This window comes from Gryllotalpicola sp. CP2-P1, from assembly GCF_057512245.1.
On the sequence record NZ_JBLRDT010000006.1, the window covers coordinates 1 to 14,955 of the forward strand.

Annotated in this window: 11 protein-coding genes; 5 read left to right on the forward strand and 6 right to left on the reverse strand. The window is 68.5% G+C overall.

Annotation, left to right across the window (positions count from 1 at the left end):
- The 3 genes from ACM2XV_RS01085 to dxs form a co-directional block, all read left to right on the forward strand.
- Nucleotides 1-678: DUF3159 domain-containing protein (locus ACM2XV_RS01085; protein WP_487025704.1), on the forward strand; the 678-nt coding region annotated here is incomplete at its 5' end.
- A 62-nt stretch (nucleotides 679-740) separates the two neighbouring features.
- Nucleotides 741-3,551: an aconitate hydratase AcnA gene (acnA, locus tag ACM2XV_RS01090; protein WP_344777723.1), complete on the forward strand. Its 2,811-nt coding sequence runs from the start codon at nucleotides 741-743 to the stop codon at nucleotides 3,549-3,551.
- A 63-nt stretch (nucleotides 3,552-3,614) separates the two neighbouring features.
- Complete coding sequence (gene dxs, locus ACM2XV_RS01095; protein ID WP_344777725.1) at nucleotides 3,615-5,555, forward strand: 1-deoxy-D-xylulose-5-phosphate synthase; 1,941 nt, start codon at nucleotides 3,615-3,617, stop codon at nucleotides 5,553-5,555.
- A 117-nt stretch (nucleotides 5,556-5,672) separates the two neighbouring features.
- On the opposite strand, the gene ACM2XV_RS01100 is transcribed toward dxs, so the two are convergent.
- The 4 genes from ACM2XV_RS01100 to ACM2XV_RS01115 form a co-directional block, all read right to left on the reverse strand.
- Entirely contained in the window at nucleotides 5,673-7,856 is a 2,184-nt protein-coding gene (locus ACM2XV_RS01100) for a 3-hydroxyacyl-CoA dehydrogenase NAD-binding domain-containing protein (protein ID WP_487025705.1), read from the reverse strand.
- 32 nt (nucleotides 7,857-7,888) lie between these two features.
- On the reverse strand, nucleotides 7,889-9,076 hold the full coding sequence (locus ACM2XV_RS01105) for a thiolase family protein (protein ID WP_487025706.1): 1,188 nt from the start codon (nucleotides 9,074-9,076) through the stop codon (nucleotides 7,889-7,891).
- A gap of 85 nt (nucleotides 9,077-9,161) precedes the next feature.
- Nucleotides 9,162-10,385, reverse strand: coding sequence for an HRDC domain-containing protein (locus ACM2XV_RS01110; protein ID WP_487025707.1), 1,224 nt, complete (start codon nucleotides 10,383-10,385; stop codon nucleotides 9,162-9,164).
- Nucleotides 10,386-10,398: 13 nt separating this feature from the next.
- Nucleotides 10,399-11,001 (reverse strand): DUF3000 domain-containing protein, encoded by a 603-nt coding sequence (locus ACM2XV_RS01115; protein ID WP_344777734.1) that lies wholly within the window; start codon nucleotides 10,999-11,001, stop codon nucleotides 10,399-10,401.
- A 63-nt stretch (nucleotides 11,002-11,064) separates the two neighbouring features.
- Here ACM2XV_RS01115 and ACM2XV_RS01120 point away from each other — a divergent pair, with 63 nt between their 5' ends.
- Nucleotides 11,065-12,273 carry an alpha/beta hydrolase family protein gene (locus ACM2XV_RS01120; RefSeq protein WP_487025708.1) on the forward strand — a complete coding sequence of 403 codons (1,209 nt, stop codon included), beginning with the start codon at nucleotides 11,065-11,067 and terminating at the stop codon, nucleotides 12,271-12,273.
- A gap of 34 nt (nucleotides 12,274-12,307) precedes the next feature.
- Here the strand turns inward: ACM2XV_RS01120 and ACM2XV_RS01125 are convergent, their stop codons facing one another.
- Nucleotides 12,308-12,751 carry a SufE family protein gene (locus ACM2XV_RS01125; RefSeq protein WP_344777738.1) on the reverse strand — a complete coding sequence of 148 codons (444 nt, stop codon included), beginning with the start codon at nucleotides 12,749-12,751 and terminating at the stop codon, nucleotides 12,308-12,310.
- A 22-nt stretch (nucleotides 12,752-12,773) separates the two neighbouring features.
- Entirely contained in the window at nucleotides 12,774-13,673 is a 900-nt protein-coding gene (locus ACM2XV_RS01130; protein ID WP_344777740.1) for a sulfurtransferase, read from the reverse strand.
- 105 nt (nucleotides 13,674-13,778) lie between these two features.
- Here ACM2XV_RS01130 and zapE point away from each other — a divergent pair, with 105 nt between their 5' ends.
- On the forward strand, nucleotides 13,779-14,852 hold the full coding sequence (zapE, locus tag ACM2XV_RS01135; RefSeq protein WP_487025709.1) for a cell division protein ZapE: 1,074 nt from the start codon (nucleotides 13,779-13,781) through the stop codon (nucleotides 14,850-14,852).
- Nucleotides 14,853-14,955: the final 103 nt, after the last annotated feature.

Genomic DNA, 14,955 nt, shown 5'->3' on the forward strand with positions numbered 1-14,955 from the left:
CTCGGCGCCATGGCGGGCGAGACGGCCCCGAGCGGTGACGCCCTGCTGCGCGCCATGGGCGGTGTCCGCGGGCTGTGCGAGGCGGTCCTTCCCGGGCTCGCCTTCATCGTGCTCTACACGATCCTGATCACGCCGGCGCCCGGCACCGCGGTGCCGATCGCGCTCGGGGCATCCGTTCTGATCGCCCTGGTCTTCACGGTGTGGCGCGTCATCGCGAAGGAGAACGTGACGCAGGCCGTCGCCGGGCTCGTCGGCGTCGGGGCGAGCGCCATCCTCGCGATCGCGACCAACCGGCCCGTCAACAACTTCGCGCTCGGGCTCGGCATCGATGCCCTCTACGGGCTCGCCTTCCTCATCTCCGTGCTCGTGCGCTGGCCGATCATCGGCATCGCGGTCGGCTACCTGTACGGAGAGGGGGTCGCCTGGCGCAAGCATCCCGCGACCTATCGCGTCGCCGTGATCTCTACTCTGCTGTGGCTGGCCCTCTTCGTGGCCCGGCTCGTCGTTCAGGTGCCGCTCTTCCTGGCCGGGAACACGGCGGCCCTGGCCATCACGCACCTCGTCATGGGCATCCCGCTGTACGTCCCCGTTCTGCTCGTCACGTGGCTGCTGGTGCGCGACGTGTACGCTCGCAAAAACGGCGGGACGGCATCCGATTCGATGTCTTCGCAGGGCTAGGCGCACTGCTACAGTTATCTCGACGTCAAGATAAATTAACGATCGCCAAGGAGGCCGACCCCGTGTCAGCAGTCAACAGCTTCGGCGCGAAATCAACGCTTTCAGTCGGGGGCACCGACTACGAGATCTTCCGGATCGACAGCGTCGCCGGGTACGAGAAGCTCCCGTTCAGCCTCAAGATCCTGCTCGAGAACCTGCTGCGCACCGAAGACGGTGCGAACGTGACGGCAGAGCAGATCACGGCGCTCGGCTCGTGGGTCCCGTCGGCCGAGCCCGACACCGAGATCCAGTTCACCCCCGCGCGCGTCGTCATGCAGGACTTCACCGGCGTTCCCTGCATCGTCGACCTCGCCACCATGCGCGAGGCGGTCGCGGCCCTCGGCGGCGACCCGAAGAAGATCAACCCGCTCGCCCCCGCCGAGCTCGTCATCGACCACTCCGTGATCGCCGACCTGTTCGGCCGCGAGGACGCGTTCGAGCGCAACGTCGAGATCGAGTACGAGCGCAACGGTGAGCGCTACCAGTTCCTGCGCTGGGGCCAGACGGCGTTCGACGACTTCAAGGTGGTTCCGCCCGGCACCGGCATCGTGCACCAGGTGAACATCGAGCACCTGGCGCGGGTCACCTACACCCGCGAGGTCGGCGGCGTGCTGCGCGCCTACCCCGACACGCTCGTCGGCACCGACTCGCACACCACAATGGTCAACGGTCTCGGCGTGCTGGGCTGGGGCGTCGGCGGCATCGAGGCCGAGGCGGCCATGCTCGGCCAGCCGGTGTCGATGCTCATTCCCAAGGTCGTCGGCTTCAAGCTCACCGGGTCGATCCCGACCGGCGTCACCGCCACCGACGTCGTTCTCACGATCACCGACCTTCTGCGCAAGCACGGCGTCGTCGGCAAGTTCGTGGAGTTCTACGGCGAGGGCGTGGGGGCCGTTCCGCTGGCGAACCGCGCCACCATCGGCAACATGAGCCCCGAGTTCGGCTCGACCGCCGCGATCTTCCCGATCGACGATGTCACGCTCGACTACCTGCGCCTCACGGGGCGCCCCGAAGAGCAGGTCGCCCTCGTCGAGGCGTACTCGAAGCAGCAGCACCTGTGGCACGACCCCTCGCACGAGGCGGAGTACTCCGAGTACCTCGAGCTCGACCTGTCGACCGTCGTGCCGTCGATCGCCGGCCCCAAGCGCCCGCAGGACCGCATCGTCCTCTCCGACGCGAAGGCGCAGTTCGAGAAGGACCTGCCCAACTACGCAGACGCGCTCGAAGAGACCGATGTCGACGAGGCCGTGGCCGAGACCTTCCCGGCTTCCGACCCGATCGCGGTCGGCGCAGCGGCGCACAACGGCGAGGCCCACCACCACACGAGCCACGCGCCCGCCGTGGTTTCCAAGCCGTCGACGGTCACCCTGGCCGATGGCACGAGCTACACGCTCGACCACGGTGCCGTCACGATCGCGGCCATCACCTCGTGCACCAACACCTCGAACCCGTCGGTCATGCTGGCGGCGGGCCTGCTCGCCCGCAACGCGGTCAGGAAGGGCCTCAAGGCCAAGCCGTGGGTCAAGACCACACTGGCCCCGGGTTCGCGCGTCGTCACCGAGTACTACGAGAAGGCGGGGCTCACGAAGGACCTCGAGGACCTCGGGTTCTACACGGTCGGCTACGGCTGCACCACCTGCATCGGCAACTCGGGCCCGCTCATCGACGAGGTCTCGGCAGCGGTCAACGACAACGACCTCGCCGTCACCGCGGTGCTCTCGGGCAACCGCAACTTCGAGGGCCGCATCAACCCCGACGTCAAGATGAACTACCTCGCGTCGCCGCCCCTCGTGGTCGCCTACGCACTGGCCGGCTCGATGAACTTCGACTTCGAGAACGACGCGCTCGGCACGGACGCGGACGGCAATGAGGTCTTCCTGAAGGACATCTGGCCCTCCGCCGACGAGGTGCAGTCGACGATCGACTCGTCGATCAACAACGAGATGTTCACCCGCCAGTACTCCTCGGTGTTCGAGGGCGACGACCGCTGGAAGAACCTGCCCACCCCCACGGGCGACGTGTTCGAGTGGAACGACGAGTCGACCTACGTGCGCAAGCCCCCGTACTTCGAGGGCATGACGCTCGAGACCACCCCGGTCGCCGACATCACGGGTGCCCGCGTGCTCGCGAAGCTCGGCGACTCCGTCACCACCGACCACATCAGCCCCGCTGGCTCGATCAAGCGGGACTCTCCGGCCGGCCGGTACCTCACCGAGCACGGCGTCGACTTCAAGGACTTCAACTCCTACGGCTCGCGCCGCGGGAACCACGAGGTCATGATCCGCGGCACCTTCGCGAACATCCGCCTGAAGAACCAGCTGCTCGACGGCGTCGAGGGCGGTTACACCCGCGACTTCACGCAGCCGGGCGGCCCGCAGGCGTTCATCTACGACGCTGCTGAGAACTACAAGAAGGCCGGCACGCCGCTCGTCATCTTCGGCGGCAAGGAGTACGGGTCGGGCTCGAGCCGCGACTGGGCGGCGAAGGGCACCAACCTGCTCGGCGTGAAGGCGGTCATCACCGAGAGCTTCGAGCGCATCCACCGCTCGAACCTGATCGGCATGGGCGTCGTCCCGCTGCAGTTCCCGGCCGGCGAGTCGGCCGAGTCGCTCGGCCTCGACGGCACCGAGGTCGTCTCGATCACGGGCCTCGAGCAGCTCAACAGCGGTACCACGCCGAAGACGGTGCACGTCACCGCCGAACCGAGCGAGCACTCGCCCGAGGGCAAGCAGACCGTCGAGTTCGACGCGGTCGTGCGCATCGACACGCCCGGTGAGGCCGACTACTACCGCAACGGCGGCATCCTGCAGTACGTGCTGCGGAGCCTCGTCTAGCACAAAAGGCCACGCGCAGGCATCCGTGATGTTCTCGGATGCCTGCGCGTAACCTTTCCTACGATGTCTCTCCTCGACCAGATCCGCAGCCCGCGCGACCTCGATCGCCTCTCCGACGTCGAGCTCGTGCAGCTGGCCGCAGAGATCCGCGAGTTCCTCATCGAGAACGTCTCGAAGACCGGCGGCCACCTCGGGCCGAACCTCGGCGTCGTCGAGCTGACGATCGCGATCCACCGGGTATTCGACAGCCCGAAGGACCCGATCGTCTTCGACACGGGCCATCAGTCCTACGTGCACAAGCTCCTGACGGGCCGCCAGGACTTCAGCGATCTGCGTCGCCGCGGCGGCCTCGCGGGGTATCCGCAGCGCGCGGAATCCGTTCACGACATCGTCGAGTCCTCGCACGCCTCCAGCTCGCTCTCGTGGGCCGACGGCATCAGCCGCGCGTTCACCGTGACGGGCCAGACGGGCCGCCACGTCGTCGCGGTCGTCGGCGACGGCGCGCTCACGGGCGGCATGACATGGGAGGCGCTCAACAACATCACCGACGACAACGACCGCAACCTCGTCATCGTCGTGAACGACAACGGCCGGTCGTATGCCCCGACGATCGGCGGCATGGCGCGCTTCCTCAACGGCGTGCGCACGCAGAAGACCTATCGCGATCTGTATCTCAAGTCGCGCAGCGCGGCGGGCAAGTTCGGAACGCCCGGTTCGGCGCTCTACAGCGGCATGCGCGGCGCTCTGCACGGGTTCCTGTCCCGCGTGACCGGCAACGAGCAGCTCTACTCGAACCTCGACATCAAGTACATCGGGCCGGTGAACGGCCACGACGTCGCCGCGATGGAGGAGGCGCTGCAGCAGGCGAAGAACTACGGCGCCCCGGTCATCGTGCACGCCATCACCCAGAAGGGCCGCGGCTACCAGCCCGCTCTCGACGACGAGGCCGACCAGTTCCACGCCGTCGGGCAGATCGACCCGTCGACCGGCGCCCCGGTGGCCGCAGCCGCCAGCACCCCCTCGTGGCCGTCCGTCTTCGCCGACGAGCTGCTGGCGCTCGCCGAGCGCGACCCGAAGATCGTCGGCATCACCGCGGCCATGGAGCGCTCGGTCGGCCTTCACAAGCTCGCAGAGAAGCACCCCGAGCGCGTTCACGACGTCGGCATCGCCGAGCAGCACGCGGTCGCCTCTGCCGCGGGGCTCGCCTTCGGAGGCCTTCACCCCGTCGTCGCGCTCTACGCGACGTTCATGAACCGCGCGTTCGATCAGGCGTTGATGGATGTCGCGCTGCATCGCGCCGGCGTCACCTTCGTCCTTCCCAGCTCAGGCGTGACGGGGCCCGATGGGCCGAGTCATCACGGCATGTGGGATCTCGCCCTGCTGCAGCTCATTCCGGGCATCCGGCTCGCGGCGCCGCGCGATGCCGCGCGCCTGCGCGAAGAGCTCGGCGAAGCTGTCGCCGTGCAGACCGGCCCGACCGTGGTGCGCTTCCCGAAGGGGAACGTGGGGGAGGACATCCCCGCTCTGCGGCGCCTCGACGACGGTGTCGATGTGCTGCGCGAGTCAGAGCGCCGCGACGTGCTCTTCGTCAGCGTCGGCCCCTTCGCGCGGCTCGCCCTCGAGGCTGCCGAGCTCCTCGAGGCCCAGGGGATCGGGGCCACCGTCGTCGACCCTCGCTGGGTCGTTCCCGTGCCGCGAAGCGTCGTCGAGCTCTCGGGCGATTACCGCATCGTGATCAGCCTTGAGGACGGCATCCGTGTCGGCGGCATCGGCACGCGCCTGCGTCAGGACCTGCGCGCCGCCGGCATCGACACCGCCGTCGACGAGCTCGGCCTGCCCGACGAGTTCATCGCGCATGCGACGCGCGAGCAGATCCTGGCGGATGCCGGGCTCACGCCGCAGCGCATCGCGCGCGACGTCGTCGCCCAGGTGCTCGGCAGCAGGGTGCCGCGCGCCCGGCAGGACTCCGACAGCGACACCGGCGCGATCCAGATCCGCAACTGAGCCGCGTCGCCGGCGACACTCCGGCGGATTCGCGGAGGACGAATGCGGATCGGGGGAACGCTTCCCAGAGAAACGTGCCCCCGATCCGCCGATCGCCCGCCGAGGCGGAGTCGGGAGCTAGCCGACCAGCTGCGCCTCGCCCTGCTTCGCACGCGTCGCGGCGCCCACGATCTGCGGGTCGTGGAACGTCGCGCCGAAGACGCGCTGGCTCGCGCCGACGCGGTCCAGGTAGGGAGTCAAGCCGCCCATCTGGAAAGGGTAGCCCGCACCCAGGATGAGTGCGAGGTCGATGTCCTCCGCGGCGGTGACGACGCCCTCTTCCAGCATCCGGTGCACCTCGTCGGCGAAGCCGTCCTGCACGGCCTGCAGCACCTGCTCCTTGGTGTGCGGCTTGCCGCCGGGGTTCAGGTTCGACTTGACGATGCGCTCGGCCTCGCGGCTGATGCCCTTCACCTTGCCCTTGCCGTCCTTCTCGAGCAGCGGGCCGGCCTCGGCCACGCGGTGCAGGTTCTCCGACCGATAGAAGCGGTCAGGCCATGCCGCGTGATGGGTGTCGAGCACGTGCGCGCCGACCTTCAGCCCGACCAGGTCGAGCAGCACCGACGGCGGCATGGGCAGCCCGAGCGGAGCGAGCGCCTCGTCGACGACCTCGAACGGCGTGCCGTCGTCGACCGCTCGCATCGACTCGCCGAGGACCTTCGCGAGCACCCGGTTCACGACGAATCCGGTCGAGTCGGTCGTGATGATCGCGTTCTTCTTGAGGTTCTTCGCAACGGCCATCGCGGTGGCGAGAGTGGCTTCGTCGGTCTTCGGGGCGTTGACGACCTCGATCAGCGGCATCACCGCGACCGGGTTGAAGAAGTGGAAGCCCACAAGGCGTTCGGGGTGCTCGAGCTTCGCGCCGATCGCATCGACCGACAGCGACGACGTGTTCGTCGCGAACACCGTCTCGGGCGAGACGATCTTCTCGAAGTCGGCGAACACGTCCTGCTTGACCGACAGCTCTTCGAAGACCGCCTCGATCACCCAGTCGCAGTCGGCGTACTGCGAGCGATCGGTCGTGCCCGTGATGAGCGACTTCAGCTTGTTGTGCTGATCGGAGTTCAGGCGCCCCTTGTCGGCGAGCTTCTGCAGCTCGTCGTGGATGTACGTGAGGCCCTTGTCGACGCGCTCCTGGTCGAGGTCGGTGATGACGACCGGAACCTCGAGTCGGCGCAGGAAGAGCAGCGCGAACTGGCTCGCCATGAGCCCCGCGCCGATGACGCCGACCTTGCCGATCTTCTTCGCGAGCGACTTGTCGGGCGCGCCCGCCGGCTTCTTCGCCCGGTGCTGAACGAGGTTGAAGGCGTAGATGGATGCCGCGAACTGGTCGCCCGAGATGAGGTCGGCAAGCGCCTCGTCCTCTCGAGCGAAGCCGGCCTCGATGTCGCCGTCCTTGGCCTTGGCGAGCAGGTCGAGTGCGGCGTACGGCGACTTCGGCACCGTGCCGATGCGGCTCTCGAGCGACTCACGGGCGATCTTGATCGCAACGGGCCACTTCACGGTCCGCTCGATGCGACCGGGCTGGTTCGGGCGCTCGACCTTGACCCGGCCGCTGAGCACGCCGTCGGCCCATGCGAGCGACTCCTCGAAGAAGTTCACGTGGTCGAAGATCGCGTCGAACATTCCGAGCTTGTAGGCCTCATCGGCCTTCAGCATCCGATTCATCTTGAGCGGGTTCTCGATGACGACCTTGAGGGCGTTCTCGATCCCGATCAGGTTCGGCAGCAGGGTCGCACCGCCCCAGCCGGGGATGATGCCGAGGAACACCTCGGGGAAGGCGATCGCGGCGGCCGAGGAGTCGATGGTGCGGTACGTCGCGTTCAGTGCGATCTCGACGCCACCCCCGAGAGCGAGGCCGTTCACGAACGCGAATGACGGCACGCCGAGCTTGCCCAGCTTCCCGAGCGTGTAGTGGCCGAACTGCGCGAGCAGCTTCGCCGCCTCGCGGTTCGGGATGTCGTTCACCTTGCTGAGGTCGGCGCCCGCCGCCAGGATGAACGGCTTGCCGGTGATGCCGACCGCGTCGATCTCGCCCGCTGCGGCTCTCGTGATGAGCTCGTCGAGCACGCCGTTGAGCTCAGCCGTCGTCGCCGGCCCCAGCGTGTTGGGCCTGGTGTGGTCGCGCCCGTTGTCGAGGGTGATGAGCGCGAGCTTCTTGCCGCTCGGCAGCGTGATGTCCTTCACATACGAGTGGGTGACCACCTCATCTGCGCTGAACTCGAGCAGCGGGGTGAAGTCGAGGGTGCTGTAGTCCGTCATTGGGCGTGCAGTCCTTTCAGTTGTCCGGGGGCCTAGCGGCCGTTCCAGTTCGGGTTCTCCCAGATGACGGAACCGCCCTGGCCGAGTCCCACGCACATGGCGGTGAGGCCGTAACGCACCTCAGGGTGCTCGGCGAACTGGCGAGCGAGCTGCATCATGAGGCGCGGGCCGGATGCCGCCAGGGGGTGCCCGATCGCGATCGCGCCGCCCCAGAGGTTCACTCGGGGGTCGTCGTCGTCGATGCCGAAGTGGTCGAGGAACGAGAGCACCTGCACGCTGAAGGCCTCGTTCAGCTCGAACAGGCCGATGTCCTCGATGGTGAGACCGGCCTTCTTCAGCGCCTTCTCGGTGCTGGGCACGGGGCCGAGGCCCATCACCTCGGGCTCGACCCCCGCGAACGCGAAGTTCACGAGACGCATCTTGGGGGTCAGCCCATACTTCTCGACGGCCTCGCCGCTCGCGATGAGGGACATGGTCGCGCCGTCGGTCAGCGGCGACGAGTTGCCCGCCGTCACGTTGCCATGGGGGCGGAACGGGGTCTTGAGGGTGGCGAGCGCCTCCATCGTGGTGCCGGGGCGGCGGCCTTCGTCTTCAGTGGCGAGGCCCCAGCCCGTCGCGCTCTGAGTGGCGACGGGAACGAGATCAGGCTGGATCTTTCCGGCCTGGTACGCCGCCTCGACCTTCTGCTGGCTGCGCATGCCGTAGAAGTCGCTGCGCTCCTTGGTCAGCGACGGGAAGCGGTCGTGCAGCCGCTCGGCCGTGTTCCCCATGAACAGCGCGTCCTGGGCGACGATCTTCTCGGTCAGGAAGCGCGGGTTGGGGTCTGCGTCGAGCCCCATCGGGTGGCGGCCCATGTGCTCGACGCCCCCGGCGAGAGCCACGTCATAGGCGCCGAAGCCGATGGATGCCGCCGTGGTGGTGACGCTCGTCATGCCACCCGCGCACATGCGGTCGATAGCGAAGCCGGGCACCGACGTCGGCAGGCCGGCGAGGATCGCCGCCGTGCGGCCGAGGGTCAGGCCCTGGTCGCCCTGCTGGGTGGTGGCGGCGATGGCGACATCGTCGATGGCGTCCTTCGGAAGGTTCGGGTTGCGCTCGAGCAGACCGACGATGGCTTTCACGGCCAGATCGTCCGCACGGGTTCCCCAGTACATTCCCTTCTCGCCGGCCCGCCCGAAGGGCGTCCTGGCTCCGTCGACGAAATACACCTCGGCTGTCATGGCCACACTGCCTTTCCCCACGATCGTGGACTCGCATCGATCCTAGGAATCCGCGTGCGCCGCTGACCCAATGGATTGTCGGAATCTACGAAGCGCTCTGCTCAGCCTCTGCGGCGGACTGTTCCGCCTCGACAAATGCGGTGGCGATCAGTTCGGCCGTCGCCTCGACCTGCCACGGTCGCGCACCGCCGGCCGCGAGCTGCGCGCCGATGGACGCCGCGTCGGCGGGCACCGGGGGCTCCCAGGCGACGCGTCGCAGCAGCTCAGGGGTCAGCACGTTCTCGACCGGAATCGCGTGCTCTTCGGCATACGCGCTCACACGCTCACGCGCGAGCCGGTAGCGGGCGTCGGCCTCCGGGTTCCGGTCGGCCCACGCGCGCACGGGCGGAACGTGCTCGCCGGTCGGGCGCGTGACCGGCAGATCGTCGGTCGTGCGCCCGAGCTCGATGGCGTTCCACCACCGGTCGATCTCGCTGCGGCTCGCGCGGCCGGTGAACTCCTTCAGCCCCGCGAGCTCGCGCTTCGACGACGGCATCGCCTTGGCGACGGCGGTCAGCGCGGCGTCCGGAACCAGACGCCCAGGTGCGGTATCCCTCTCGCGCGCGAGCTCGTCGCGCGCGAGCCACAGCTCGCGGGCGACGGCCAGGTTGCGCACACCGCGCAGCGAGTGGATGCCCGAAAGCCGGCGCCACGGCTCGGCACGCGGCGCCTTCGCCTCCTTGACGAGCTCGCCGTGGAACTCCTGGCGGGCGATCTCGGTCTTCCCGCTCGCCTCGAGCAGCTTCTCGACCTCGTCACGCAGATCCACCAGCAGCTCGACATCCAGCGCGGCGTAGGTCAACCACGACTGCGGCAGCGGGCGCGTCGACCAGTCGGCTGCCGAGTGCTCCTTCGCGAGGTGGATGCCGAGCAGGTTCTCGGTGAGCGGCCCGAGCCCGACCCGGGGCAGGCCAAGCAGCCGCGCCGCGAGCTCGGTGTCGAAGATGTCGACAGGGTCGAGCCCGACCTCGCGCAGGCACGCGAGGTCCTGGCTGGCGGCGTGCAGCACCCACTCCTCGCCGACGATGGCGTTCTGCAGGGCGGTCAGGTCATGCCCCACCTCGCCCTCGAGGGCGATCGGGTCGAAGAGGAACACCCCGGAGCCGCGGCGGAACACCTGGATCAGGTAGGCGCGCTGCGAATACCGGAATCCGCTCGCCCGCTCTGCATCGACCGCCACCGGGCCTGTGCCGCCTGCGAGAGCCGCCACTGCTGCCTCGTAGTCGGCCGCGGTCTCGGTCACCCGGTACTCAGGTCTGTCGTTCGTCACTGTGTCATTCGCTTCAGGCACGCTTGCTCTTGGCCTTACGTAGCGAGAGTACGCTCACACCCTCGGCAGTCGGCGGGATGCCCGCCAGCATGCAGACGAGGTCGCCCCACGCTTCGACGTGGGCGCCGAGATCGAGATCGGTCGGCGTCCACGACGCCCGCAGCTCGATCTGCGCCCCGTCGCCCTGTTCGGCGAGCTGCCCGAAACCGGTCGAGATGATCTTCGTGGCCGTGCCGGACGCCGAGTGATACGAGGTATGCCGCGACTCGAGCGCGTCGATGAGCCACGACCACGTGACGTCGGCGAGGAACGGGTCGAGCCCGATGTCGGTCTCGAGCGGTGCCTGGGCGAAGCAGACCACGCGGAACGTCCCGCCCCACTCCTCTGAGCCCGCGGGATCGTGCAGCAGCACGAAGCGCCCGGTGCCGAGCTCGGAATCGATGCCGTGGCGCTCGGGCGTGACATCGGCGGCGAGCGCGAACGACTCGGGCGCGAGCTGCCCAGGCGCAGGGATAGGGGTCAGGGTGAGGTCGGGGCGGATGACGGCCTGCTTGATGGAATCCAACGCAGCGGTGAACTCAGCCGATGCTCCGCGCCCGGACGGTGTGGACGACACAGCATGAACATTAGAGTTCAAGGTGAGGGTGCGCGATCAGGCACGCCGCGCGAAGGGGGTCACATGGCCGGTTGGCGCAGGCGCGTCGGCTATCCGCTGGTGTTCGGTGCAGTCGGCGCGGCGACGTTCGCTGTCGTCGCTGCAGCATCGTCCGTCCTGATCGCCCGCAAGGTTCTGACACCGCCGCGGCGACGCGACGAGGACGTCATCGTCAAGGCGGTCGCGCCGGACGCGTCGGTCATCACCCTCTCGCCGACGCCCGAGACGCTCCTGCGCGGCGACTACAGCTTCTGGTTCGACCACGACGCCGGCCACGCGCGGCTCGGTCCGATCCTCTCGCGCAGCGGCGTCTCGGTCACTCGGCGCGTCGAACGCGTCAGCTTCGGCGATCTCACGCGCGCGAAGCGCGGCCGCATCAGCGGCTGGTGGTACGTGCGCCCCGAAGAGCTCGGCCTGCCTGTGAAGTCCATCGGCATCGACACCGACGGGGGAGTCGCCCCCGCGTGGCGTTTCAACGGCCCCAAAGGCGACGACGGCGTCCGCAGCGGGAAGTGGGCGATCCACGTCCACGGCCGCGGCACCCAGCGCCAGGAGTGCCTGCGCGCGATCCCCGTCTTCCGCGAGCACGGCTGGACCAGCCTCGTCATCTCGTACCGCAACGACGGCGACGGCCCGCGCAGCGACGACGGCCGCTACGGCCTCGGGTCCACCGAGTGGCGCGACGTCGAGGCGGCCATCGAATACGCGGTCGGTCACGGCGCCACCGACATCGTCATCATGGGCTGGTCGATGGGCGGTGCGATCGCCCTGCAGGCGGTGACCCGCTCGCCGCATGCCGATCTGATCCGCGGCGTCGTCCTCGAGTCGCCGGTCATCGACTGGGTCGACACGCTCCGCTACCAGGCGGGCGAACTGCATGTGCCCGACCCCATCACCGAGAGCGCGCTGAAGCTGCTGGATGCCCCGTGGGGCGGACACCTCACGGGTGCCGCCGCTCCCATCGGCCTGCCCGAGCTCGACTTCGTGCAGCGCGCGGACGTGCTCAGCACGCCGATCCTGCTGCTGCACAGCGACGACGACGGCTACGTCCCGGCATACGCCTCGCGGGCGCTGGCCGCACGCCGCCCCGACATCGTGACCTTCGTGCGGTTCACTCGGGCGCGACACACCAAGCTCTGGAACTTCGACCCGAAGAAGTGGACGAAGGCGATCAGCAGGTGGCTCGACCAGCTCGAGGTCGGTGACGGAACGCCTACGCCGCCCGGCGCTTGACGCTGTGTTCTTGTGGCGGCGGTGCGCGCCGACGTCAGGCTGACGCCGTCTTCGCGTGCACCTGGTGCTTGGCCCGCCCGAGCAGGGCACCCATGCCGCGCAGCCGCAGCGGCGACACGGCCTGCGCGAGACCGAGCGTCTGCGGGTAGTCGTCCGGCACGGCGAGCACCTCGTCTGCGGTGAGGCCCGCGAGGCCCTGCACGAGGATCGACGCGAAGCCTCGCGTCGTCGGCGATTCGCGGGGCGCGGTCACGAACAGGTGCACCACCTTGTCCTCGTCGACCTCGACGAAGAGGAACACCGGGCTCTGGCACTCCACCACCCGTTCGAAGAGGTCGGGGTGGTCCCGATACCGCTCGGGAAGCTCAGGCAGCTCGTTCGAGAACTCGAGGAGCAGCTGCAGGCGCTCGTTCTGCGAGAGAGCGAGGAAGTCGTCCCTGATCTCGGCGAGGGCGGCCGGCGTTGCGGAATCCGTCACGCTATCGATTATCGAGCCGCGGTCACGCGACCGCGCCGGCCTCTGCGCCCTGCGCGATCGGCACGCGCACGGCCGAGCCCCATTCCGTCCATGAGCCGTCGTAGTTCTTGACGTTCTCGAAGCCGAGCAGATGGGTCAGGACGAACCAGGTGTGGCTCGACCGCTCGCCGATGCGGCAGTAGGCGATCACGTCGTCGCCGGGTGTGAGGCCCGCCCCGTCGAGGTAGACCTCTTCGAGTTCGGCTCGCGGCTTGAAGGTCGCATCGGGCGCTGCGGCCTTCGCCCACGGCACGGATGCCGCCGAGGGGATGTGCCCCGCCCGCAGGGCGCCCTCGGTCGGGTAGCCGGGAATCTCGGTGCGCTCGCCCGTGTACTCCTCGAAGCTGCGCACGTCGATCAGCGGCCGGCGAGCATCGAGGTGCGCGAGCACGTCCTCTTTGAAGGCACGCACGCCGCTGTCGTCGCGCGCGACGACCGGGTAGTCGACGGGTGACGGAGCGGAGGCATCCGTCGTCAATTCGCGCCCCTCGGCGATCCACTTGTCGCGACCGCCGTCGAGCAGCCGGACGTCCTCGTGGCCGAACAGCGTGAACACCCACAGCGCGTACGCCGCCCACCAGTTGTTCTTGTCGCCGTAGATCACAACGGTCGTGTCCCGGCCGATGCCTTTCGAGCCGACGACCTGCGCGAACCGCTCGCCGTCGATGTAGTCGCGAACGACCGGGTCGTTGAGGTCGGTGTGCCAGTCGATCTTCACACTGCCGGGGATGTGCCCGGTCTCGTAGAGCAGCACGTCCTCATCGGATTCGACGACCACCAGGCCCGGTTCCCCCAGGTGGTCCGCCAGCCACTGCGTGGAAACGAGACGCTCGGGGTGTGCGTAGGCGGCGAACTTCTCGGAAGGGTCGGCCGAAACGGTCATGGTGCGCTCCTTGGTTAGGCTGGACGCTGACGTTCCCAACGCTAGGCGCGTGTGTGCGATGACGCACCGGCGGCGGGTAAGACTTCGACATCTGACTGAGAACGAATGACGACCGATGCCCTCGGCACCTCCCCGCTGACCAGCCTCACCCAGCTCTCGCCGACGATCACGGGGGAGCAGCTGCTCGAGAGCCTGACTCCGCCTGCGCAGTTCGCGACGGCGAGTTTCGACAACTACCGCCCGGACGCGGATTACCCGTCGCAGCAGGAGGCGGTCGATGCGCTGCGCGCGTTCTCGTCGGCCGCGGGCGCGGCGAAGGGCGGGGGATTCCTCGGCTTCGGGCGCCGCAAGAGGCAGGCTTCCGGCGACGAGGCCCAGAAGCCGGGGGTGTACCTCGACGGGGGCTTCGGCGTCGGCAAGACCCACCTGCTGGCGGCGCTGTGGCATGCGGCATCCGGTCGCAAGCTGTTCGGCACCTTCATCGAGTACACGGCGCTCGTCGGTGCGCTCGGCTACGCGAAGACCGTCGAGCTTCTCAAGGGCACGGCGCTCATCTGCATCGACGAGTTCGAGCTCGACGACCCGGGCGACACGATGATGATGACGCGCCTCATCGGCGACCTGGTCGGCGGCGGAACGCGCTTCGCCGCAACGAGCAACACCCCGCCGAACGCGCTCGGAGAGGGGCGCTTCGCGGCGAGCGACTTCCTGCGCGAGATCCACGCCATGTCCGGCAACTTCCGGACTCTGCGCATCGACGGGCTCGACTTCCGACGCCGGGCGACGACCGGTGCTGCCGTGGTGACCGATGCCGAGGCCCTGACCGCCGCCGTCGAGTCGACCCGCGCGGCCGGCGGCGTCGCCACGCGCGACGACTTCACCGCTTTCGTCGACCACCTCGCGACGGTGCATCCTTCGCGCTACCTCAAAATGGTCGAAGGGATCGATCTGATCGCGTTGGACGACGTCGTGCAGCTGCACGACCAGATGCAGGCGCTGCGTCTCGTCGCGTTCATCGACCGCGCGTACGACGCCGAGATCCCGATCGTCGCCGCGGGCGTTCCGCTCTCGGAGGTGTTCGACGAGGCGATGCTGGGCGGCGGCTTCCGCAAGAAGTATCTGCGCTCGGTGTCGCGCATGATCGCCCTCACCGCGGCGGCCCCCTCGAACAGGGGCTGACGCCTACGGGATTGCCATAGGCCTTGCGGCGGCCGGAAACACGATGTTTACAGAGCGGTTTTCACCGTAACCTGGCCGAAACACAGATCGATATGGCGTGAAA